Below are 20,388 nucleotides of genomic sequence, written 5' to 3' on the forward strand. Positions count from 1 at the left end.
CCCACGTAGCCGATAGTTCGCCAACTATGCGTTCAGCCGTGGGAGTTTTCTTAGCGGCGAACTGGGCCGGTTAGAAAACTGGCGTCTTTGAGACGTGGGCTTCGGCTCAAAGCGAGGCGACGAGACCGCCCTTTGGCTCGTCCCGTCCGCCCACCGCGTTCCAATGCATAGTTGGCGAACGGCAAGGCGGCCAGCACCGACCGTGTTGCCAACTTCGGCTAAAATCCAAAACGGACCCGAGGAAAACTCCCCGAGTCCGTTTTGCGTCTTACATATCAGTTGTTATCAGTTTAGAACAACCCCGTAATCTTGCCATCGGCGTCGATGTCCATGTCTAGTGCCGCCGGGTGCTTAGGCAACCCTGGCATGGTCAACACGTTGCCGGTCAAAGCGACCACGAAGCCGGCTCCCAGTCGGGGCGCAAACTCGCGCACGTGGATCGTGAAGTCCGTGGGGGCTCCCAGCTGGTGGGCGTCGTCGCTCAAGGAGTACTGCGTCTTGGCCATGCAGACGGGGAGCTTGTCCCAGCCGTGCTTAGCCAGCGTCTTGAGTTGCCGGCTGGCCTTAGCGGATAATTCGACCTTTGCCCCACCGTAGATCTTTTGGGTAATGGCCGTCATCTGGGTCATCAAGTCGGCTCCCGCGGGTGCTAAGCGGGTAAAATGCTTGGGCTGTTGGGTCGCCGCGACGACCTTTTCGGCCAGTTCCGTGGCCCCGGCACCGCCATCGGCCCACACGGTCGTGGTCGCCACCGGCACGTTTAGCGCCGCCACCTCGGCCGTCAATGCCGCGATTTCAGCATCCGTGTCACTGGTGAAGCGGTTGATGGCCACGACGACCGGCACGCCGTACTGTTGCATGCTGGCGATGTGCCGTTTCAAATTGGCACTACCCGCCTGCAGGGCCGCCACGTTTTCTGTCGCGAGATCGGCGCGTTTGACACCGCCGTTGTACTTCAAGGCGCGGACCGTGGCCACGATGACCACGGCGTCTGGGGTTTGCCCCAAAACCGGCGTCTTGATGTCCATGAACTTCTCGCCCCCGAGGTCGGCCCCAAAGCCGGCTTCGGTCACGGCAAAATCTCCCAGCTGCAGGGCCGTTTGCGTGGCCAGCACCGAGTTACAGCCGTGGGCAATGTTGGCAAAGGGCCCGCCGTGGATGATGGCGGGGTTGTGGGCCAACGTTTGGACCAGGTTGGGCTTGAGAGCATCCTTCAAAAGCAACGTGATGGCACCACCGACTTTCAAATCGGCGACCGTCACGGGTTCCTTGTCGTAGGTGTAGCCAATCAAGATGCGGTTGACCCGGCGCTTTAAGTCGCTAAGGTCCTCACTCAGACACAAGACGGCCATCAATTCACTGGCCACGGTGATGTCAAAGCCATCCTGACGAGGCGTGCCCGACGTCCGGCCACCCAAGCCGATCACGGTCTGGCGTAGCTCGCGGTCGTTGATGTCTAAGACGCGCTTCCAAACGATCTGCCGGGGGTCAAGGTTCAAGGCGTTGCCCTGCTGGATGTGATTGTCGATCAAAGCGGCCAGGGTGTCGTGGGCCTCGGTCAAGGCATGCATGTCCCCGGTAAAATGCAAGTTGATGTCTTCCATGGGCACGACTTGGGCATAGCCGCCCCCGGTCGCGCCACCCTTCATCCCCATCACGGGGCCCATCGACGGCTCACGCAGCGCTAAGACGGTCTGATGGCCCAACAGGTTCAAGGCATCGCCCAAGCCGACCACGACCGTCGATTTGCCTTCACCGGCCGGCGTCGGATTGATCGACGTGACCAAGACCAATTTACCGGGCGTGTGCTTGCCGGCTAGTGGCAGGTCGATCTTGGCCTTGGTGTGGCCGTAGGGTTCGATCTGTTCGGGCGTTAAGCCGACCTTACCAGCAATCTTTTCAATCGGTTCTAACGGGGTTGCTTGTGAAATTTCAATATCGCTACTCACTAATTTTCCTCCTTCACACCATTGGCGGCCATGGCTTCGTGTAACAGGTTCGCCAGTTCAATCGCCGAGTTCCGTGGTAACAGGAACTGATAGATTCGCCCTTGGGCCACGATGCCCAGCCGGTAGCGCGATAGTTGCACGCTGCGGACCTTGTTCAGTGGAATGACCAAATGGCGGTGATTCAAGACCGTACTGACGGTCAAAACGCCGCCTGCCATGGTGATATTTCTGAAGTGAATCTCCAGCCAGCACAAAAAGGCAAAGGCCACGAAGAAGCCGAGCGTATACCAATTAAAGTGGGTGACCTCCAGCCAGAAGATAGCGCCCATGAAAAGCACCATCAGCGTCCAACTCCAGTTGATGATACTACTCAACGGATTGGGTTGATACAAAAATCGTCGTTCCTGGGTTATCATTAGTCTAAACACCTCGCAAAAGATTGGAGTGATTCTGTGTTTTCTCTGTATACCGATGCCGCCACGCAGCCGCAAACGGGCCTCAGTGCGGGCGGCATCCTCATCATTCAAGACCATCAGCAGACCCAACTCAAGCTGCCACTGACGGCCACGACCAACCACACCGCCGAGTTTGAGATCGCGCGGCTAGGCTTTGAACACCTGTTAACTCTGACTGACCAGCCAGAGTCCACGACCGTGCTCTTTTACACCGACAGTCAAATCGTCAGTGACAGCGTGGCCAAGCGTTACGCCAAGCATTATCAGCTGTGGGTCGATGCCTTATTGGCCGTCCAAGACCCCTTTCAATTGGTCTTGACGCAGTGGGTCCCGGAACGGGAAAACCGCGGGGCCCACACCCTGGCCAATCAGGCGCTTCATTCCGCCGAAGACGTTAAATAAGTCGTCAACGGCAGTTCGTATTCGCTCCAGTCGGGCGTGCCGCCATACAGGGCGGATCCGGCCAAGAGCCGACCGATTTCAGGTCCCGTGGTCAAGCCTGAAGAGCCCAGACCGGAAGCCGCTAAGATGGCCTCGTGTTCGGGAATCGGACCGAAGAACGGCGCAAAGTCCGGCGTGTAGGCCCGTGTGCCGACCCGTACGGCGGTGATGTTATCGGCCGTCACGCCGTGCATGAGCCGTTGGGCACTGGCCAACAGGTCCGCCGTTACGGCCGGATCCACGGCCAGGTCGAACTTGCCATCGTCTTCGTGGGTCGCCCCCACGATCAGCTTGCCGTGGCCAAACGGCACAAAGTCACGTTCGCCCTCGGGCATGACGACCGGCATGTTTTCTTGAAGCGGGTAGTCCTTAACGTTTAATTCGATCAGCTGGCCCTTTTGTGGCCGGACCGCCGCAACGACGCCTAAGGGCGCCACCACTTCTTTGAGCCAGGCGCCGACCGCCACGATGACCCGGTCAAAGTGCCGCGGTCCCATGGACGTGACCACCTGACCGTCGGCGGTGAACCGCACGCGTTCGCGCCGGATCGTTAAGTTCTTCGCCGTGGCTTGAGCAAGCAAGCCCTGAACCAGCGCTGCGCCGTCGACCCGGGCCCCACCGGAAATGAAGACGCCGGGTTGCGGGGCCGTCAAGAGGGGCACGCGCTGCTGCACTTCGGCGGCCGACAGCGTTTCGATCTGGCCCATGGTCGGCGCACTTTGGCGACGTTCGTAGGCCAAGTCGACCAGCGTTTCCAAGTCCGTGGGGACCTCACGCGTCACGATGGTCCCGGTCTGTTGATAAACGTCCGTTCCCAATTGAGCGCGGCGCATGAGCTCGGGAAAAAGAGCCGCACCGGCCTTGGCCAAGCGATACCAGCGTTGGTTGCGCCGTTTGGACAGCCACGGGGAAATAATGCCGGCCGCCGCGGTGGTCGCCTGTCCCGTGCCGTCGTCAAATAACGTGACCTTAGTCTGTTCACTGCCGGGTAAGATACTCAAATAATAAGCTGCGGTCGCCCCGACGATGCCGCCGCCAATAATTGCAATCCGTTTTTCCATAACGCTGCCTCCTCGTGCTAATAAGCGTGGACCAACGGACGGTCCGTCGACAAGACACTGGCGGCCCCTTGGCACACGTTTTGACTAGATAAAGCCGGTGTGCCAGTAGCTGGAAATGACGCCCCGACCCCAGTCGCAGTCCTGGCCCCGTGTTTCCACCGGGCATGAGACCCGCTTTCATTTTAGCATAACTCATCGCCTGAAAACGGTGGGAAAGACTTTGAAATCACAAAAGCGCCCCGCATCCGCCAATTGACGTGATGCGAGGCGCTTTTGTGATTTTGTTAAACTTACTTAAAGACCATGAACCGGTCGTTGTCGTCCATGTAATCCTTGTCGCCGGCCGGACTCTCAATGGAGCCAAAGTCCATTTCAGCCCGCAGATGCCAGCTAGCTGGCAGATTGAAGGCGGCGCGAACTTCGTCGTCGATCAGTGGGTTGTAGTGTTGCAGGTTGGCCCCCAAGCCGTTTTCGGCCAGTGCGGTCCAAACGGAGAATTGCGCACTGCCTTGGGCTTGTTCGGACCAATCCTGGAAGTTGTCCGCATACAAGGGGAAGTTATCTTCGAATTCCTTGACCGTCTTGGTTTCGGTGAAGAACAGGACCGTCCCAAAGGCTGCCTTGAAGCTGTTGATCTTAGCGGTCGTCTTGGCAAAGGCGGCTTCGTCCGGCACTTCTCGCTTCAGGCGGTCGATGACGATGTCCCACAGCTTTTCGTGAGACGCCCCGAACAAGATCACGGCCCGCGTCGTTTGGTTGTTAAACGGCGTTGGGGCATTCTTCACGTTGTCCTTGACCAGCGCGACCAACTCGTCTTGAGACAAGTTGACGTTGCGCCCTAAGGCATAGATGCTCCGACGTTGCTTGGCTAAATCACTAAATTGCGTTTTCATAACTTAAATAACCTCACTTTTAAAAATTTTCCCGGTAATGGGTGCTGATAGTTTCCTTAAAACTGACTATCACTAGTGTACCACTTACTTTTAGGAAGTAAAGTTATTTGTCAGTCACCTGATACGCCGTCTCAAAGGTCTGGGTCATCCAATCCAGCCAATACTGCGGGTTCAGTGGCTCGCCCGTGACTTGTTCACACAATTGGTTCGGCGTCAAACTGGCCCCCAGCCAGTGGATCTTCTCGCGCCGCCACTGGGTGATGGGCTGGTAGTCACCACTGCGCAGAATCGCCGTCACTGGCAGTTCTTGACACATGGTGTGGTAAAACTGTGCCGCGTAGAGTTGGCCCAACAGATACGTAGGAAAATAGCCAAAGTCCCCGCCGGCCCAGTGGATGTCTTGTAAGATGCCGTCCGTGTCGTTGTCCGGCTCAATTCCTAGGTAATCGTGATACTTCTGGCGCCACAAGTCGGGCAGTTCCGCCACCGTGGTGTCGCCGTTGAACAGCCCCTTTTCCAGCTCGTAACGCACGATGATGTGCAGCGGATAGGTCAGCGGATCGGCTTCGGTTCGAATCAGCGTTGGCTCAGTGGTCATGAAGCCGCGATAAAAGGTCGGCTCATCGATGTCGGCAAAAATGTCGCCCGTGGCCGCCTGGAACCGGGGGTATTCGCCCTGCCAAAAGGCCGGGTTGCGTGCCAAAAAGATCTCATTAAACAATGACTGGGATTCGTGTAACCCCATCGACGGGGCATCCGCCAGCGGCGTGTAGTCGTAGGCTGGGTTAAAGTTTTGCATGTACAACCCGTGGCCCGCCTCATGGATACCGCCCAAGAAGGCCATTTGAAAGGCGTGCTCATCATAACGATTGGTGATCCGCACGTCGTTACGGTCGAGTGAGACCGTAAACGGGTGCGTGCTGCGCGACAGGTCACCCTTGGTAAAGTCATATCCCAGGCGCTGGACCACGGTGCGCACCAATTGTTCTTGCACGTCCTCGGGCACGGCGCGACTCATGAAGGCATCCCGGGGCGTGACCCCTTGCGTTTGCAAGCGCTCACGTAGCCGGTGAATCCCCGCCTTGAGCGTCGCCATGATGGGGTCGAGTTGGGCCACGGTCATCCCCGGCTCGTATAGGTCGAGCAACACGTCATAGTCCGTCGCCTGGCCGTGCCGCCACTTGGGGATAAAGGCCTTTTGTTGGGCCACGATTTTAACCAAGTCCGGCTGTAACAAGGAAAAGTCCTGTGCGGCCCGCGCGGTCTCCCAGACCCCCTGCGCGTGTGTCAGGGTCTGTTGATAATCGGCGTAGTCGGCCGGTGCAATCTCGTGATTTAACTCATAGTCGCGTTTGACCAGGCGCAAGACCTGCTGGGACTGAGTGTCCAATTCGTCGGGATGGGCCGTGAAATACGCCACGAATTCGCCCATTTCCAGCCCCGCACTTAACGCCAAGTCCTGGGCACTGAGTGTGGCCGTCAGTTCGCCGCGAAAATCCGTTCCTGCCGGTGGCAAGTACGTCCGCGCGTCCCACCCCAGTAAGGTGAGATTCATCCGCACCAGGCTCACTTGCTTCACCAGCGCTAAAAATGCTGCTTGTGTTTTGACCATATGGCCGCCCCCTTTGATTGGTAATCTTAGTTTAGCATGACTGAATCTAAATGTCTTGTCATTTTTCTCATTATAATTTAATTTATTGAAAAATGGAGTCCCTCATATTTGAGATGACTTTAATTGATGATTTGTTGATATTAAGGGCTTTATGCCTTATTAGTGAAATAATCACAAATTTGCCACGTCTATTTGCTCATAATTCACAATCGAGCCTCTGATGCATCGTCTCATTAATTTCTTCTTTTATGCCTCCCCGAGCAAACGATCAACTTGGGCCGCAATCCAGTCAACCGTCAGTTGGGCATCCGGCAGTTGGCACAACACCCCCACCAAAAAGGTCCACACTGCGGTCGCATCAGCTGCCGTTCCTACCAAGCCTCGTTGAGCCCTGACCAACGTCAATACGGTGGTCAAGCTCTGGGGGGCCGCTAGTGGCGTCGTCAGGATAAACCGCACGGCTCGGGGATGGTCGGTCGCAAAGGTCACCAGGTTCGTGATCATCTGTTGCAGCATGGCCGTGGCATCGGCCGAATCCAAGACGTTGGCCCGTAAAGCAGCCGCCAGTTCCGCTGTAATCTCCTCGTGCAGCGCCGCCAGTAAGCTCGCCTTATCCGGAAAATGACGATAGACGGCGGCCGGCGTCACTGCCAAGAAACGGGCAATCTGACGCAGTGAGAGGTTGGCCGCCCCCTGCTCTTCTAATTGTTGCCGGGCCTGTTGCTGAATTAGTACGGCCAAGTTTTGTCGGTGGTACGGTAATTTGGTCATCGTGCATGCTCCTTTCCAATGTGCTTTTCTTCTATGTTATCACCGATTACATTTAAAGTAAACACTGATAACATCAAGCTGTGAACACCGCTAACCCGGCAGCTGACGAATCCTTAAAGAATCTTTACCCTTTCTTCGCCCAACTTGTCTTAAACTTAACTTAACCTATCTCAAGAGAGAAGTGTGCTGTATGTCAGAACCCGTATCAAATCGTCGGCTGGGTGGGCAATTCGTGGTTTTTTGGCTCATCTGGCTCATTGTGCAAATCGGTCTCAACACCCCAATCGAACACCACCTAAGCGGCTGGCCGCAGGAGCTGTTACTGGATGCCATCAAGTTACTGGTCTGGCTCGGGGCCGCCTGGTGGTTGCTCAGACACGCCCAGCCGGGCAACCTCAGTCTCAGCAATGCCGAACAGTGGCGACCAGCGTGGCGGTTTGCGGCCGGCTACCTGGTCTGGGGCATTATCGTGGTCTATTTGTTGGCCCAATTTTGGGTGGTCCATCACGGCTTGACCGTGGCGGCTAATTTTAAGCCGCAATTCTGGGGCCGCTATTTTCTGGTCGTCGGGGTCACGGAAGAATACCTGTTTCGCGGGTACTTCTTCAACGCCCTGCTACAGAAATTTTCGTTAGGCAAGGCCAACGTCATCCAGGCCCTGGCCTTCGCTAGCATGCACATCCCCCGCTACCTCACGACCGTTCCGGCCATGAGCGTGGGCGTTTGGATCAGCAATCTCTTGTCCGTCTTCATTTTAGGCCTGCTGTTTGGCTGGCTGTACGCCCGGAGTCGCTCGCTGTGGCCCGGCATCGTCACCCACATGACCTGGGATATTCTGGTCACCTTGTTTGGGTAAACGTGAGTGTGCAACCCATTTTAGACCAACAAAAAACTGGTTCTTGGACGTCTCATCCAGGAACCAGCTTTTTATCGCTCACGCCATCAAGCGTGGACGCGCCGTTTCAGGTAACCTAATAAAACACTTAAAAATGCAAACGGTAAAGCAAAGCTGAACAGTGCCGTCAATAAGACCGGTGCCACCGTCAGTGCCAAGGCCACGTCAACGACCCCAACAACTAGGCTAGCCACCAGTAACAGGCGCCACCAGCCACGCTTGAGCTGCGGTTGGTAGGTCAGACCGTACACCAGTAGGGTCAACGCCGTGGTCAGCAGTAAGGCCCGGTCGATCAGTGGCATCGCCAGCAGGCCGGACAGTCCCAAGGCCACAACACTCAGCCCGATAAAGAAGTAACCGTACCAGCGTTGCGTTTGAACAGTTGATTTCACGATTATCGCTCCCTTTATCACAATCTTTACACCTTTAGTTTACACGTTTTTGTAACCGCTTACAATAGATAAACACTAGTTGCCGTTTTCACTCACAAAAAAAGCCAGCGACGACTCGCTGACTTCACCCGTTCTATTGGTCATCGTGCAAGGGGCCGTTCCAGGCGTCGCTCACGACCGCTGGCACCTCACGATTGAAGACCCGCAGCAGTTCCGCCATGCTTTCGGCACTCTTTTCTGGGGTCATCTCACTCAAGGGGAGCCAACTCACCTGGCCCTCGGCACTGGCCTTGAGGGTCCCCGTGAAGTCGTCGCCGCGGTACAGCAGGCCCAGCTTGCGTTTCTGCCGCGTGGCATCGAACCATTCACAGGTCCCGCAAAAGCTCACGGCCTTTAGCCGCAGTCCGGTTTCTTCGAACACCTCGCGGATGGCGGCTTGCGCACAACTCTCACCGATTTCCACGTGACCACCCGGAAAACTGTGCCCCGCCTTCCAAGGAACGTTCACCTTATCTTCTACTAAAACGCGTTTTGTCGCCGGGTCCGTGACCATGATCATCGTTACCAATTCGACCGGTTGCGTGCGGTCCGTCTTGTTTGTCGCCATTTTCTCACCATTCCCTTCAGTCGTTGTCCGAGTAAATGTAAGCCGTAGGTCGCCGCAAACGACCAGCACCACGTCGCCAAATAACAGCCGACGACGCCCAGTACCGGGTGGCTTGCCGTTAAGGTGCGTCCCCCCAGCAACCAGATCAGCTCCAGCCAAAACACGTTGGCCAAATATGACGGATAGGCGTAGGTCGCCAGCCAGTGGATGATTGGCAGCCACCGGGAGTGGTGGGCTTGGTGCCACTTGGCCAGGCTGACCACCAGTAAGATCACACACAGGCTATAGCCGACCGTGGCCGGCAGGTAGTAGCTACTGCGATCGAGGTCGATGGGCGACCCGGTCGTGCGTAACTGGCGGTACTGGGCCAGCCAAGTGCCCACGCCGAGCAATGCCCAGCCGAGCCACCGGTACCTCCGTAGCCAGCCTGTCCGCGACGTCGCCAAGCCGATGCCCACGATCGCATACACGGCAAAGCCCCACCAGACGCGATCCAGGCCGTACCAGCTCGCCGCTTGCCCACTGGGGACCGCTACCCCGTTGTACCAGGCCAACCAGCCGAGCAGTAACCCGGCCGTGACCGCAACGATCGCCCAATGGTGCCGGGGCCAGCCACGGCGCAACGCCCACCACAACGGCATCAACACAATAATCTGCAGCATCATCGTGTTGTACCACAGATGAGGCGCGGCATTACCGTTGATCAACTGCCACCCGAACTGGCCCAGACTGTGAAATGACGTGTGCTGCTGGAGTTGCGGCAGCAATAAGAGGTAGGCCAACGACCAGACCAGCGTGGGCAGCCCCAGTGCCGACCACTGTTGGCGCAGGTAAGCCCCGTAGTGTGGGCGCGCCGGGCTCACGCGCATCGTAGTCATGACGATGCCGCAGATAAACGCGGGGGCGGTAAACTTGATGGCCAGATACACCCCCGCAATGCCCGTTTGTAAGGTCCGCCCCGCCGGCACGGTCAAGGCCATACTCAAGACCGTCTGGGCCATGACCGCCGTGCAGGCAAACGCTTTTAGATAATCCCCGCTATCGGCAGCCGGGGATGCTTGTTGTTGAATCACCTGTCATCATCGCCTTTGTCTTCTATTTTAGCAAGACGCCTCGGGCGGTGTAAACCCCGGGTCCCCAAAATCAGCGCGGGGTGGCGGGCACATTTACGCCAACAAAAAGGACGGCTCACTGGCCGCCCATTATTTTTGCAATTACGCTTCACGATGATTGTTTTTCGTCATTTTGGTAAAGGCTTCTTCGATCCCGTAGCACGCTGCGCCCAGGACGGCGAAGGCTAGTGGAAAGCCAAACGCCCAGACTGGTGATTTCATCAGCAGTAGAACCAAACTCAGCCCACAAACGGCCAAAATGGCCAAGGCAATGACTGCCCAACGATCTTTTTTCATGATAATTCCCCCATTTTTGAAAAACTGGTGTCCCCTAAACACACACTTAGTCTAACAAGTCCGCCGGCAAACGGCAATCATCTCGCCCAATCTTAAGAAAGAACTTAACCTTTCTCTATTTGACTTAACTTTCTGCTGGCACAACTGCTGACCCACTAAGGGATTGGGGAATCAACGACCGCTCAGATGATTGGCCTGGGGATTTTCGAGGTGCTGCAGCTGTCCCTTGAATTCCTGGGCGTAACGTTCCTGATCCGGTTGAAAGGTCGTCAAGCGTTCGCTCAAGCCCACGGTGTAATCGACCTGTTCGCCATGTTCACCCTTATCCAGGCCCATGGCTTCCTCGGCCGCGTCGACTCGCATTGGCGTCAATTGCCGCAAGATCACGATCAAGAGACTGCCGACGACGGCAACCAGCGCAATGGTGATGCCAGTTGCCAAGATCTGAATCCCTAACAAATGCCAGCCGCCACCGTAGGCCAACCCATTTTCGGCAATCGTTGGGTTGATGGTCTTGGTCGCAAAGACCCCGGTCAAGATACTCCCCACAATGCCGCTGACGCCATGGCAGCCAAAGGCATCCAGCGCGTCATCCACGCCTAATTTCGGCTTCAGCACTTGAATGAATCCGTAGCTGGCTAACGTGGCCACCGCACCAATCGCAACGGACCCCAAGACCGTGACGTACCCTGCGGCCGGTGTGATACCAACCAAGCCGCACAGTGTCCCGGTGCAGACCCCGACCAACGTGGGTTTTCCCGTGGTCCAAATGTCCAAGAACATCCACACGACCATCGCTGTGGCCGTGGCCACGGTACTGGTAATGGCCGCCTGCAGGGCCACGCCATTAACGGCCAAGGCACTGCCGGCATTGAACCCGTACCAACCGATCCACAGAATCGCCGTTCCTAACAAGACCCACGGCAGATTGTAGTGTTGACCCGGATGATCCTTGGCCAACCGTGGCCCCAACCAAGCGGATAAGACCAGCGCCGTGACCCCGGCATTGATGTGGACCACAGTCCCGCCGGCGAAGTCCAGCACCCCCAATTTTGCCAGTAGACCCATGGGACTCCAAACCAAGTGGACCATGGGATAGTAGATGCAAACGGACCAAGCAATCAGAAACAGCAGTAAGAACTTAAAACGAATCCGGCCAACCACCGCGCCCACGAATAAGGCAGGGGTGATGATGGCAAACATCATTTGAAACAAGGAGTACGCGCCCAAGGGGATGTGGGTCGCTGTGACGCTGGCCCAGTTGACACCCGCCATGAAGACGTGATGGAGATTGCCAATGATGCCGGCCACGTTACCCGAAAAGGCCAGTGAATAACCGAGAAAGACCCACAGTAAGATGGCCACCCCCGTCATGATGAAGACCGACAGCATGGTGTTGACCACATTTTTCTCTGAGACCAGGCCGCCATAGAAAAAGGCTAGACCTGGTGTCATAAACAGAACTAAGATACTCGCAACCAAAATAAATGCCGTGTTCGCAAGATTCATCGACGCCGCCCTCTTTACTTTTTATGTAAGAAATCCTAACACTGGCTTTCAGAAAAGTCACGTGCTATTTTCCGTCAGTGGGCGGTTAAATACGTCGTTGAACGAACTAAACGGTTGATTGGCGGGTGTTTTCAGCCGTTAATCAACTTTTGAAAGCTATGTGACATTTTCTAACATCAGACTAATTTATGATGTCTGATCCGCCAAAATACGTCCCACCTCAAATATCCCTGACTCTGACGACCGCTACCGGCCACGCCCCTTTTGACCCCATGACAGACGATTAGCCAACCGATGCTGTACACTAAAGGTACCGGACCCGATTAAACCTGACTGCCAATTGTCAAGTCCGCCAGCGAGTTAGCGGCTAGACTAGAACTTGAAATGAAGGAGGCGCTCCATGCAACCACTCAATCAGTTAATTGACTACCTCGAAGACCACCTGACCGACGACCTCTCGTTTGCGGCCATTGCGCATCAACTCGGCTTCTCGGAATACCATTTACGCCGGACATTTGCCTTTATTGCCGGAATGTCGCTGTCCGATTACGTCCGCAATCGGCGGCTGGCTGCGGCTAACGGCGAATTGGTCAACGGCCAAGCCGTCACCACCGTAGCCTTTAAATACGGTTACCAATCCGTTGAGGGCTTCTCCCGGGCCTTTCGGGACTGGAGCGGCTATTTGCCGTCTGAAGTGCGTCAAAGTGGCTGGCAAAAGACCTTCCCTAAGCTTTCATTTCACCTAGAAATCAAAGGAGGCAGTCCCATGCACTTTAAACTCGAACCAAAACCCGCCTTTAACCTGGTCGGCGTCACCCAGCGCGTTCCCATCCAGTTTTCCGGGCAGAACCCCGCCATTCAAGCACTGGCGCAAAGCATCACGCCGGCCCAGCGCGCCCACATGCACGCGCTAGGCGATCTCTACCCGCACCAGGTGTTGAACGCATCCTACGCCTTTGACGACGGCCGGTTAGCCGAACAAGGTCAGCTCACGCAGCTGATTGGCTTTGCCACCACGCAGGAAAATCCTTACGCCGACCTGACCCAACTCGCGGTGCCCCGCCACACCTGGGCCATTTTCCCCAATCACGGGCCCTTTCCGCAACAGCTCCAAGAAACTTGGGGCCGTATTTACAGCGAATGGCTACCCACCTCTGAATACGAACTGGTCGACGCGCCCGAAATTTCCTTTTCTCAGTTCGGCGGTACCGAGGTCGCTAGTGAGATCTGGATCGCCGTGACCCCGCAGTCGTCAGGTCCCGTTGGTTTTTCTCCCGCCAGATAGTATAATGAATTTGTATCTGATGGCCAAAGGAGGCACAACATGACCCAATATTTTCTGGTGAACCAGCAGGACTACTTTGCGGCGGGCTTCATGATCCACAACGGCAGTGTGTCCGTCGATACGGTCGCCGGGTTGGACGTTGCCGCCGCGGTGAACAGCGACTCGCCAGCTAGCGCCAAGACGGCACTGTACCAACAGGTAGCGGTGCATCCCGCGGCCGGTAGTGAGCGCACCCAGCTCACCGCAGCGGAACAAGCCCAGCTGACCCAAAAACTCGCTGCTCAGTTTACCGTTACCGGGACCGATGACTTGGAAGGCTGTTAACAAAACGACTAGGAGACGATCAGCATGACTGAAGAACCGAAAAAGACCACAGCGAAAACCGAAGACAACCCCTTCTGCCACGCGGGGATGACCTGCGCGCCCGGATGCGGCTGCGCCAGCGCCGATGGCATTTGCCACTGCCCGATGATTTCCGAGCGCAAGTGTGCTTGCGACGGATTCTGCGGTGCACCGAAACATTAATGCTATCAAAAACCGAAAGTGACCCACCATCATGAGGCTTGACGATGGTGGGTCACTTTTATTTTGGTTTATTCCTTAATCGCTGCACAGCTCGCGGGATCATCTTACGAATGCCACCCCGCGGATCCTTGACATCCCCGACGTAGCGCGGAATCAAATGGATGTGCGCGTGCATCACGGTCTGCCCGGCCGCCGCTTCGACGTTGATGCCGATGTTGTAGCCAGCCGGCGCAAATTTTTCATCCAACAACTGTTTAGCCTGAAAGGTCAGGTCGTCCATGGCCGCACGGGTGGTCGCCGGCACATCGAAGTACGTGGCGTAGTGTTGCTTGGGCACAATCAACAGGTGGCCCTTCCGCACGGGATGGTTGTCCCAAAAGGCTTTAGCCAGGTCATTTTCTAACACAATCGCCGTCTTCTGACAAAAAACGCAATCCGCTTTGATCATGGGCTTACTCCCGGTGCCGCGGTTGGCGCTTGGCCCAGAACTGGAAGTAATCCGTCCGCAGCGCCCCGTTGTAGAGTTTCCGCGTCTTCGTTGCCTTTTGGCCGTAGAAATGTTCAAATTCCAAATCGGCGGTCAAAATATACTTTGACCAGTCCGTCAACGGCTTGAAGACCTGACCCATTTGCTTGTAGAGTTCCCGGACGGAAGCCTGGTCGCTCAACCGTTCTCCGTATGGCGGGTTGGCCACGATGACCCCGTGCTTCAAGTCCGTCTTAAAGTCTTGAACCGCCAATTGGCGGAAGGTCACGTCTTGGGACAGACCGGCTTCTTGGGCGTTGCGCTTGGCAATGGCGACCATGTTTTCGTCGATATCGGTCCCAAAGATCTGCAGCGGCGTATCGTAGTCGGCCTTGGCATCGGCTTCGTCACGTAGCTTGTCGCCCAGTTCTTGGGGAACCCAATCCCAGCTTTCACAGGTGAAGTCGCGATTAAAGCCGGGCGCCAGGTTGCGGCCGATCATGGCTGCTTCGATAGGAATCGTCCCGGACCCACAGACGGGATCCCAAAATGGCATGTCCTTGTGCCAGCTGGTCAACGCGATCAAGGCGGCGGCCATGTTTTCCTTTAATGGCGCGCCCCCCTTGCCGACCCGGTAGCCACGCTTAAAGAGACTGGCACCGGTCGTGTCCAGCGTTAACATGACGTGGTCTTTGTCGATCATGACTTCCAGCGGGTACGTGGCCCCGGTTTCGGGCATCCGCGTCCGCCGGTGATAGACGGCCGCTAGCTTGGTGGCCACGGCCTTCTTGACGATGGCTTGTGCGTCCGGCACACTGTGCAGTTGTGACTTCTTGGAACGGCCCTCAACGGGGAACGCCGCATCCATTGGCAACAGTTCATCCCAGGCCACGGCCTTGGTGGCTTCAAACAGCTCATCAAAGGTCACGGCGTCAAATTCGGCCACGATGATCCGCACCCGGTCGGCCGTCCGCAGCCACAGGTTGGCCCGCAACACGTCTTCAATCGTGCCGTCAAAGCGCACCCGGCCATTTTCGACTTGGGTCTCGTACCCCAGGTCCCGTAATTCACGGCCCGCAATGGCTTCGATCCCACTGGCGGTCGCCGCGTATAAATGAAATTTCTTCATGTAAGTTGTACTCCTTCGATTTGGCTCTTTTAAGCCGGTCAGTTAACTTTCTACCTAGCCTATTTTACCATCTTATCTGGTGAGCTGATACCACTCTGGCAAAATAGTTGCGGATTGGCGGGTCACGCTGGTTAAGTTGGTTACTCACTCTTCCTAAAAAATTGTACAAAAAAAGGCAGGAGCAAGCTCCCACCCACCTGACATGGTGTAAATCCCTGTAAGCCATGTTTTGTACCACCCAACCGTTTCAGGCAAACGATTGACTGGCAGTAATCATCTATCTCGAGAGTTTCCTCTCCCCCCACATTTCGTTCATTTCCATATGTGAAGCGCCCCTACCAAAAGTTTGGGTTGCCCGCTCGAGGGGTTTACCGCGTTCCACCGCCTAAGTTTCCTTAGACGTATCGTCACTGTGGCACTTTTCAGGGATACTAGGGCATAGCCGAAGCCGTAGCCGTGTTTTCCCGCCGTAACGCTATTGCTAACGTCCCCCGGCTTATTTTTTCACCGAGCACGAACACTACAGACATCGCAGTCTGTGCGAGCATGGACTTTCCTCAGCCGACTTAAGCCGACCGCGATTACTCAGGATTTACACCAGTCTTTATAATTCTACAAACGATGTGACTCGTTTGGATCATTATCTAATTGTGAACCGAAAACGTGCCGTTCCAGGTTGGACAGCCGCTTCAAAATGTCCATGTTCGTGACACTTGAAGTTGACTGACTCGTGGTCGTTGCGGCTGGCTGACTTGCGCCCACCTGAACTTGGCGGGTCAGTTCGTCGACCTTAGCCAACAACCGTTCGTTTTCGTCTTGAAGCCGTTGATTCTCCTTCACAAAAGTATCATAGTCCTTGATGACGTTGTCCAAGAAGCTGTCCACGTCGTCAGGGTCATAGCCGCGCATCTTTTGGCGGAATTGCTTTTGTAAAATCTCTTTGGGAGTGAAATTAACGTTATCCATCGATCATTACACCTCGTTATCGTAATCAAACCGGCGATATCTATAATACCAGTTTTTATTCAATTTGGGAACCATTATTTAAATTTTCTTGATATTCGTTGGCACTTTCTTGTAACCAATCCATATCGATCAGCGTCAGCGGGTACGCGTGACGCTCTTCAAACCGCTGAATGGCGCGATAATCATACTGTGGTTTGCCCTCATGTTCTAAATCATAAACCATGACGGCCTCGTCTGTATGGGTTAACATAAATTCTTGATAGTTTCTTAACTGTTGGGGTCCATGATAAGGTTGTTCGCTAACGGACTGGTGAAAATCAACGCGGCTGGCCAATTGGGCGTACAAACCGCGGTTGGTCTCGTTCCAGTTGCTGCCAAATTCCGCAAACGGCGTCATGATGGCGATTTTCAGTTCCGGGTAGTCCTTTTTCAGGTCCAAGCCCACTTCGGCGGACCACTGCTCGACGCCCAACTGACCGCCCGTGATCAGCCAATCCGTGCCGTTTTCAATCTTATTAGCCAACAACTTTTTTAACGTATCCTTGATGACCAGGAGTTTGGGGTCTTGACTGCCAAAGATTCCCAGTTCGTAACTGCGATAACCCGTCAACCATAACCGACTCATATCCTGACCCCCTTTTAGCTGTTCCTATCTAGTGTAGCGAAAAAAAAGGCCCGACGCAATTAAATTACCGTTAAATTCGGCCAAATTGACCAGTTATAGACCAGTTAGAGTTTTTATTTCTCAGTCAGCTTGGTATAATATCAATAACTGGGCCACCAGGCCTGGCAATTCACCGTCGCGCCAACCACGGCTATGTCCCGTCAGTGCGGCAATCCGTCGGTGAATTGCGGGGACGTTTTTCAGGCAAGGAGTGTGAGGAGTCAATGACTATTCGGTATCCCAATGGGAATGCCTATCAAGCACCAGCAACATCAGCGGGGCCCAAATTTCCCAGTACCTACACCAATTATGGCAAACGGGGAATGACCTTAGAAGAGGAATTGAACGAAAGCAATACCTACTATGAAGTCACCGGGCAAGCAGTCGTTCATAAAAAGCCGACCCCCATCAAGATCGTCAAGGTCGATTACCCCAAGCGTAGCGCCGCGGTGATCAAGGAAGCCTACTTCAGTACGGCCTCGACCACCGATTACAACGGCGTTTACCAGGGGCATTACCTGGATTTTGATGCCAAGGAGACCCGTAACAAGTCGGCGTTTCCCCTCAAGAACTTTCATCAACACCAGATCGACCACATGCGGGCCTGTTCCGCGCAAGGCGGGATTTGTTTTGCCATTATTAAATTTGTCACGCGCCAAGAAGTCTTCCTCTATCGTGCGACAGACCTGTATGCTTTTTGGGATGCGCAACAACGTGGTGGGCGCAAGTCCATCCCCTACGCCGATATCGCGGCCAAGGGGATCCGGCTCACCGCGGAACTGCAGTTGCCCATCCCCTATCTCAAAGCCGTGGATCAACTGCTCTAGCACTTTGAGCAGCCACACGTTAAAACGCAAAGGAGATTACCATGTCTAGTAACAATCAAACCCGACAGACGCGGATGAGCCGCAACGCCGAGCGTAAACCCAGCGGCCCCAAACAGCCGCACACGGGGTGGCGGACCTTCCGCCGCATTTTATTTGTCATCGTCGCCATCGTCGTCTTGGGCCTCTTGGCCGGGGCTGGCCTGTTTTTCTTCTACGCCCAAAGCGCCCCGAAGATCACCGCTGGCGCCTTGTCCAGTGACACCTCGACGCGAGTCTACGACGCTAACGGCCAGGTCATTTCCCGACTGGGCGCGCAAAACCGGAACTATGTTAAGAACAAAAACATTCCGGATACCCTGAAAAAGGCCGTCGTTTCCACCGAAGACCGGCGTTTCTACAAGAACAACGGGGTCGACCCGATCCGGATCATGGGGGCGGCCTTCGCCAACGTCACCGGCTCTTCACTGGGGATGCAAGGGGGCAGTACCCTGACGCAACAACTGGTCAAGCTGTCCGTCTTCTCGACGGCGGCGTCCGACCGAACCTTGAAACGCAAGGCCCAAGAAGCCTGGCTAGCGTTAAAGGTCGATCACGATTACTCCAAGAACCAGATTCTGGAATACTACATTAACAAGGTGTACATGGGCAACGGCGTCTACGGTATGCAAACGGCCGCGCAATACTACTACGGCAAGACGCTCAAGCACTTGAGCCTCGCACAACTGGCCTTACTGGCCGGCATGCCACAGTCACCGACCAACTATGACCCCACGACCTACCCCGCTTTAGCGAAGAAACGGCGGGACCTGGTCTTAGAGGCCATGGCCAAGAACAACGTCATCACCGAAGCCCAGGCCCAACAAGCCGAGGCCACCAGCATCACCGCTGGGCTGACCAAGACGCACAAGTCGACCAGCACCAACCCCAAGACCACCAAAGTGATCGACGCTTACCTCAAACAGGTCTACGCCGAGTTGAAGTCCAAGGGCTACAACACTACCACCGGCGGCTTGAAGGTTTACACCAACCTCGATATGGGGGCGCAAAAACGCCTGTACGATATCGTCAATGGCACGGCTTACATCAGCTTCCCGTCCGACAAGTTCCAGGTCGGCTCGACCATCGTCAACCCGAACAACGGTAAGGTCGTCGCTATGATTGGTGGCCGGAAGACCGGTAACGTGACCTTCGGGTTGAACCGTGCCGTACAGACCGACCGTTCCAGCGCATCGACGGCCAAGCCACTGATGGACTACGGGCCGGCCATCGAGCACCTCTACTACCCGACCTATGAACCCGTCAAGGATACGGCCTTCACCTATCCCGGGACCAACAAGAACCTCTACGACTGGGACCGGCGCTACCAAGGGACCATCACCATGCGCAAAGCGCTGGTCGAATCACGCAACATTCCCGCCGTGCGGACGCTACAAAACGTCGGCATCAAGCGGGCCACGTCCTTCTTGGCTGGCTTAGGGATGACGTTTGACAAGACCCTGACGCTGCAAAACGGGATCGGCCTGTACATCTCCTCCGAACAAGAAGCCGCGGCCTACGCCGCCTTCGCCAACGGCGGGACGTACTACAAGCCTTACCTGGTCTCCAAGGTCGTCACCCAAGACGGCAAGGCCCACAAGTACAGCTCGACCGGAAAAAAGGCCATGTCCGCCGCGACGGCCTTCATGCTGACGGACATGATGAAGGGTGTCATGACCAGTGCCAATGGTTCCGGGCGTTCAGCGGCCATTTCCGGGCTCTATCAGGCCGGGAAGACCGGGACGGACTCCTACCCTGACGATTACGCGAACAAGGTGCCAGACGGCGCAACCATGGACTCCTGGTTCACGGGTTACACCAAGAACTACGCCGTCTCCGTTTGGACCGGTTACGACAAGCAATTTGAGACCGGCCACTACGTCAGTGAGACGCAAACGACCATTGCCCAAGAGATCTACAAGTACGAAATGTCCTACCTGGCCAGCAAGTCGACCAACACGGACTGGACGGCGCCTAGCACCGTGACCGAAACGACCCAAAACGGGACCAAGGAATACTACATCACGGGTCACGCCGGCACGGTCGCCGACACCACGGCCACGAGTCAATACGGCTCGACCAACACCACCAGTTCGTCGGCCTACAGCAGTAATAGTCAGGTCACGACCAATTCCAACACCACGCAGGCCAGCTCCTCGACCACGGAATCCAGCACCAGCAAGGAATCCTCCAGCACCGAGCAGACCCCGGGTGGCGGCAACGCGGGTGACGATGACGACAACACGACTAGCAACTCCACGTCGACTACGGAGTCCTCATCGGCCACCACGACCACGCAAAAGAGCACCAAGACTAACGATAATGATGATTAACTGAATGACAAACGCGCCCCCGCACCGGTCGATGGACCTGATGTGGGGGCGCGTTTTTTTGGTTCTATGATATTTGGTGTTGATGGAGAACTCCATCGACGCCATTTTTGTATAAAAAAGAGGCATATCACCTCTGTGCTACAATCAAGTCGTCGAAACCAAT

The 20,388-nt window shown here is 55.6% G+C and carries 22 protein-coding genes and 1 other RNA gene; 7 read left to right on the forward strand and 16 right to left on the reverse strand.

The genetic code is table 11. From position 1 onward, the window contains the following. Window positions 1-290: 290 nt before the first annotated feature. Both EGT51_RS06275 and EGT51_RS06280 read right to left on the reverse strand, forming a co-directional pair. Window positions 291-1,949, reverse strand: coding sequence for a formate--tetrahydrofolate ligase (locus tag EGT51_RS06275; protein ID WP_135367904.1), 1,659 nt, complete (start codon window positions 1,947-1,949; stop codon window positions 291-293). Beyond that, window positions 1,949-2,365: an EbsA family protein gene (locus EGT51_RS06280; RefSeq protein WP_135367905.1), complete on the reverse strand. Its 417-nt coding sequence runs from the start codon at window positions 2,363-2,365 to the stop codon at window positions 1,949-1,951. The genes EGT51_RS06275 and EGT51_RS06280 overlap by 1 nt, the downstream gene beginning before the upstream one ends. Before the next feature lie 36 nt (window positions 2,366-2,401). Here EGT51_RS06280 and EGT51_RS06285 point away from each other — a divergent pair, with 36 nt between their 5' ends. After that, window positions 2,402-2,806, forward strand: a complete 405-nt coding sequence (locus tag EGT51_RS06285; protein WP_135367906.1) for a ribonuclease HI family protein — start codon at window positions 2,402-2,404, stop codon at window positions 2,804-2,806. Here the strand turns inward: EGT51_RS06285 and EGT51_RS06290 are convergent. The 4 genes from EGT51_RS06290 to EGT51_RS06305 form a co-directional block, all read right to left on the reverse strand. Continuing rightward, window positions 2,782-3,906 (reverse strand): NAD(P)/FAD-dependent oxidoreductase, encoded by a 1,125-nt coding sequence (locus EGT51_RS06290; protein ID WP_135367907.1) that lies wholly within the window; start codon window positions 3,904-3,906, stop codon window positions 2,782-2,784. The two genes, EGT51_RS06285 and EGT51_RS06290, sit on opposite strands and share 25 nt — an antisense overlap. Window positions 3,907-4,196: 290 nt before the next feature. Next, window positions 4,197-4,799: a nitroreductase family protein gene (locus tag EGT51_RS06295; RefSeq protein ID WP_135367908.1), complete on the reverse strand. Its 603-nt coding sequence runs from the start codon at window positions 4,797-4,799 to the stop codon at window positions 4,197-4,199. A 103-nt stretch (window positions 4,800-4,902) separates the two neighbouring features. Next, a complete protein-coding gene (locus tag EGT51_RS06300; RefSeq protein ID WP_135367909.1) occupies window positions 4,903-6,411 on the reverse strand; it encodes a carboxypeptidase M32 in 1,509 nt (502 codons plus the stop codon). 246 nt (window positions 6,412-6,657) lie between these two features. Continuing rightward, a complete protein-coding gene (locus EGT51_RS06305) occupies window positions 6,658-7,182 on the reverse strand; it encodes a TetR/AcrR family transcriptional regulator (protein ID WP_135367910.1) in 525 nt (174 codons plus the stop codon). 190 nt (window positions 7,183-7,372) lie between these two features. On the opposite strand from EGT51_RS06305, the gene EGT51_RS06310 reads away from it, so the two are divergent. After that, on the forward strand, window positions 7,373-8,038 hold the full coding sequence (locus tag EGT51_RS06310; protein WP_135367911.1) for a CPBP family intramembrane glutamic endopeptidase: 666 nt from the start codon (window positions 7,373-7,375) through the stop codon (window positions 8,036-8,038). 86 nt (window positions 8,039-8,124) lie between these two features. On the opposite strand, the gene EGT51_RS06315 is transcribed toward EGT51_RS06310, so the two are convergent. From EGT51_RS06315 to EGT51_RS06335, 5 genes are all read right to left on the reverse strand, one after another. Then, window positions 8,125-8,469 carry a hypothetical protein gene (locus EGT51_RS06315; protein ID WP_135367912.1) on the reverse strand — a complete coding sequence of 115 codons (345 nt, stop codon included), beginning with the start codon at window positions 8,467-8,469 and terminating at the stop codon, window positions 8,125-8,127. Between the two features lie 133 nt (window positions 8,470-8,602). Next, window positions 8,603-9,076 (reverse strand): 8-oxo-dGTP diphosphatase, encoded by a 474-nt coding sequence (locus tag EGT51_RS06320; protein WP_135367913.1) that lies wholly within the window; start codon window positions 9,074-9,076, stop codon window positions 8,603-8,605. Continuing rightward, complete coding sequence (locus EGT51_RS06325; protein ID WP_135367914.1) at window positions 9,031-10,149, reverse strand: acyltransferase; 1,119 nt, start codon at window positions 10,147-10,149, stop codon at window positions 9,031-9,033. The genes EGT51_RS06320 and EGT51_RS06325 overlap by 46 nt, the downstream gene beginning before the upstream one ends. A 141-nt stretch (window positions 10,150-10,290) precedes the next feature. Then, window positions 10,291-10,485 (reverse strand): hypothetical protein, encoded by a 195-nt coding sequence (locus EGT51_RS06330; protein WP_135367915.1) that lies wholly within the window; start codon window positions 10,483-10,485, stop codon window positions 10,291-10,293. Between the two features lie 171 nt (window positions 10,486-10,656). Continuing rightward, the gene (locus tag EGT51_RS06335; RefSeq protein ID WP_135367916.1) at window positions 10,657-11,994 is read right to left on the reverse strand and encodes an ammonium transporter; all 1,338 of its coding nucleotides are present in this window, start codon (window positions 11,992-11,994) and stop codon (window positions 10,657-10,659) included. Between the two features lie 400 nt (window positions 11,995-12,394). Between EGT51_RS06335 and EGT51_RS06340 the strand changes: the two genes are divergently transcribed. Genes EGT51_RS06340 through EGT51_RS12945 form a run of 3 tightly spaced genes read left to right on the forward strand, consistent with a single transcriptional unit; the run spans window position 12,395 to window position 13,804 of the window. Continuing rightward, window positions 12,395-13,279, forward strand: coding sequence for an AraC family transcriptional regulator (locus tag EGT51_RS06340; RefSeq protein WP_135367917.1), 885 nt, complete (start codon window positions 12,395-12,397; stop codon window positions 13,277-13,279). 39 nt (window positions 13,280-13,318) lie between these two features. Then, window positions 13,319-13,603 (forward strand): hypothetical protein, encoded by a 285-nt coding sequence (locus EGT51_RS06345; protein ID WP_135367918.1) that lies wholly within the window; start codon window positions 13,319-13,321, stop codon window positions 13,601-13,603. 24 nt (window positions 13,604-13,627) lie between these two features. Further along, window positions 13,628-13,804 carry a hypothetical protein gene (locus EGT51_RS12945; RefSeq protein ID WP_167850159.1) on the forward strand — a complete coding sequence of 59 codons (177 nt, stop codon included), beginning with the start codon at window positions 13,628-13,630 and terminating at the stop codon, window positions 13,802-13,804. Window positions 13,805-13,862: 58 nt separating this feature from the next. On the opposite strand, the gene EGT51_RS06350 is transcribed toward EGT51_RS12945, so the two are convergent. The 5 genes from EGT51_RS06350 to EGT51_RS06370 all read right to left on the reverse strand — a co-directional run bounded on the left by EGT51_RS06350 (window position 13,863) and on the right by EGT51_RS06370 (window position 16,990). Next, window positions 13,863-14,252 (reverse strand): HIT family protein, encoded by a 390-nt coding sequence (locus tag EGT51_RS06350; protein WP_135367919.1) that lies wholly within the window; start codon window positions 14,250-14,252, stop codon window positions 13,863-13,865. 4 nt (window positions 14,253-14,256) lie between these two features. Further along, window positions 14,257-15,399 (reverse strand): THUMP domain-containing class I SAM-dependent RNA methyltransferase, encoded by a 1,143-nt coding sequence (locus EGT51_RS06355; RefSeq protein WP_135367920.1) that lies wholly within the window; start codon window positions 15,397-15,399, stop codon window positions 14,257-14,259. Between the two features lie 213 nt (window positions 15,400-15,612). Then, an RNA gene (rnpB, locus tag EGT51_RS06360) (RNase P RNA component class B) lies at window positions 15,613-15,992 on the reverse strand. A 19-nt stretch (window positions 15,993-16,011) separates the two neighbouring features. Then, window positions 16,012-16,365: a cell division regulator GpsB gene (gene gpsB / locus EGT51_RS06365; RefSeq protein WP_135367921.1), complete on the reverse strand. Its 354-nt coding sequence runs from the start codon at window positions 16,363-16,365 to the stop codon at window positions 16,012-16,014. A gap of 55 nt (window positions 16,366-16,420) precedes the next feature. After that, complete coding sequence (locus EGT51_RS06370) at window positions 16,421-16,990, reverse strand: DUF1273 domain-containing protein (protein ID WP_135367922.1); 570 nt, start codon at window positions 16,988-16,990, stop codon at window positions 16,421-16,423. 263 nt (window positions 16,991-17,253) lie between these two features. Between EGT51_RS06370 and recU the strand changes: the two genes are divergently transcribed. Both recU and EGT51_RS06380 read left to right on the forward strand, forming a co-directional pair. Further along, window positions 17,254-17,856 carry a Holliday junction resolvase RecU gene (recU, locus tag EGT51_RS06375; RefSeq protein WP_135367923.1) on the forward strand — a complete coding sequence of 201 codons (603 nt, stop codon included), beginning with the start codon at window positions 17,254-17,256 and terminating at the stop codon, window positions 17,854-17,856. A gap of 41 nt (window positions 17,857-17,897) precedes the next feature. Further along, window positions 17,898-20,225, forward strand: a complete 2,328-nt coding sequence (locus EGT51_RS06380) for a transglycosylase domain-containing protein (RefSeq protein WP_135367924.1) — start codon at window positions 17,898-17,900, stop codon at window positions 20,223-20,225. The last annotated feature ends 163 nt before the right edge of the window (window positions 20,226-20,388 follow it).

Source organism: Levilactobacillus suantsaiihabitans (assembly GCF_004745505.1).
In the GTDB taxonomy this organism is placed as follows: domain Bacteria; phylum Bacillota; class Bacilli; order Lactobacillales; family Lactobacillaceae; genus Levilactobacillus; species Levilactobacillus suantsaiihabitans.

Bases quoted from the DNA above. Each gene is read 5' to 3' on its own strand.
- EGT51_RS06380 (WP_135367924.1), top strand. From the start codon at position 17,898: ATGTCTAGTAACAATCAAACCCGACAGACGCGGATGAGCCGCAACGCC.
- EGT51_RS06280 (WP_135367905.1), bottom strand. From the start codon at position 2,365: ATGATAACCCAGGAACGACGATTTTTGTATCAACCCAATCCGTTGAGT.
- EGT51_RS06305 (WP_135367910.1), bottom strand. From the start codon at position 7,182: ATGACCAAATTACCGTACCACCGACAAAACTTGGCCGTACTAATTCAG.
- recU (WP_135367923.1), top strand. From the start codon at position 17,254: ATGACTATTCGGTATCCCAATGGGAATGCCTATCAAGCACCAGCAACA.
- EGT51_RS06355 (WP_135367920.1), bottom strand. From the start codon at position 15,399: ATGAAGAAATTTCATTTATACGCGGCGACCGCCAGTGGGATCGAAGCC.
- EGT51_RS06345 (WP_135367918.1), top strand. From the start codon at position 13,319: ATGACCCAATATTTTCTGGTGAACCAGCAGGACTACTTTGCGGCGGGC.
- gpsB (WP_135367921.1), bottom strand. From the start codon at position 16,365: ATGGATAACGTTAATTTCACTCCCAAAGAGATTTTACAAAAGCAATTC.
- EGT51_RS12945 (WP_167850159.1), top strand. From the start codon at position 13,628: ATGACTGAAGAACCGAAAAAGACCACAGCGAAAACCGAAGACAACCCC.
- EGT51_RS06290 (WP_135367907.1), bottom strand. From the start codon at position 3,906: ATGGAAAAACGGATTGCAATTATTGGCGGCGGCATCGTCGGGGCGACC.
- EGT51_RS06330 (WP_135367915.1), bottom strand. From the start codon at position 10,485: ATGAAAAAAGATCGTTGGGCAGTCATTGCCTTGGCCATTTTGGCCGTT.
- EGT51_RS06295 (WP_135367908.1), bottom strand. From the start codon at position 4,799: ATGAAAACGCAATTTAGTGATTTAGCCAAGCAACGTCGGAGCATCTAT.
- EGT51_RS06300 (WP_135367909.1), bottom strand. From the start codon at position 6,411: ATGGTCAAAACACAAGCAGCATTTTTAGCGCTGGTGAAGCAAGTGAGC.
- EGT51_RS06350 (WP_135367919.1), bottom strand. From the start codon at position 14,252: ATGATCAAAGCGGATTGCGTTTTTTGTCAGAAGACGGCGATTGTGTTA.
- EGT51_RS06320 (WP_135367913.1), bottom strand. From the start codon at position 9,076: ATGGCGACAAACAAGACGGACCGCACGCAACCGGTCGAATTGGTAACG.
- EGT51_RS06335 (WP_135367916.1), bottom strand. From the start codon at position 11,994: ATGAATCTTGCGAACACGGCATTTATTTTGGTTGCGAGTATCTTAGTT.
- EGT51_RS06310 (WP_135367911.1), top strand. From the start codon at position 7,373: ATGTCAGAACCCGTATCAAATCGTCGGCTGGGTGGGCAATTCGTGGTT.
- EGT51_RS06370 (WP_135367922.1), bottom strand. From the start codon at position 16,990: ATGAGTCGGTTATGGTTGACGGGTTATCGCAGTTACGAACTGGGAATC.
- EGT51_RS06340 (WP_135367917.1), top strand. From the start codon at position 12,395: ATGCAACCACTCAATCAGTTAATTGACTACCTCGAAGACCACCTGACC.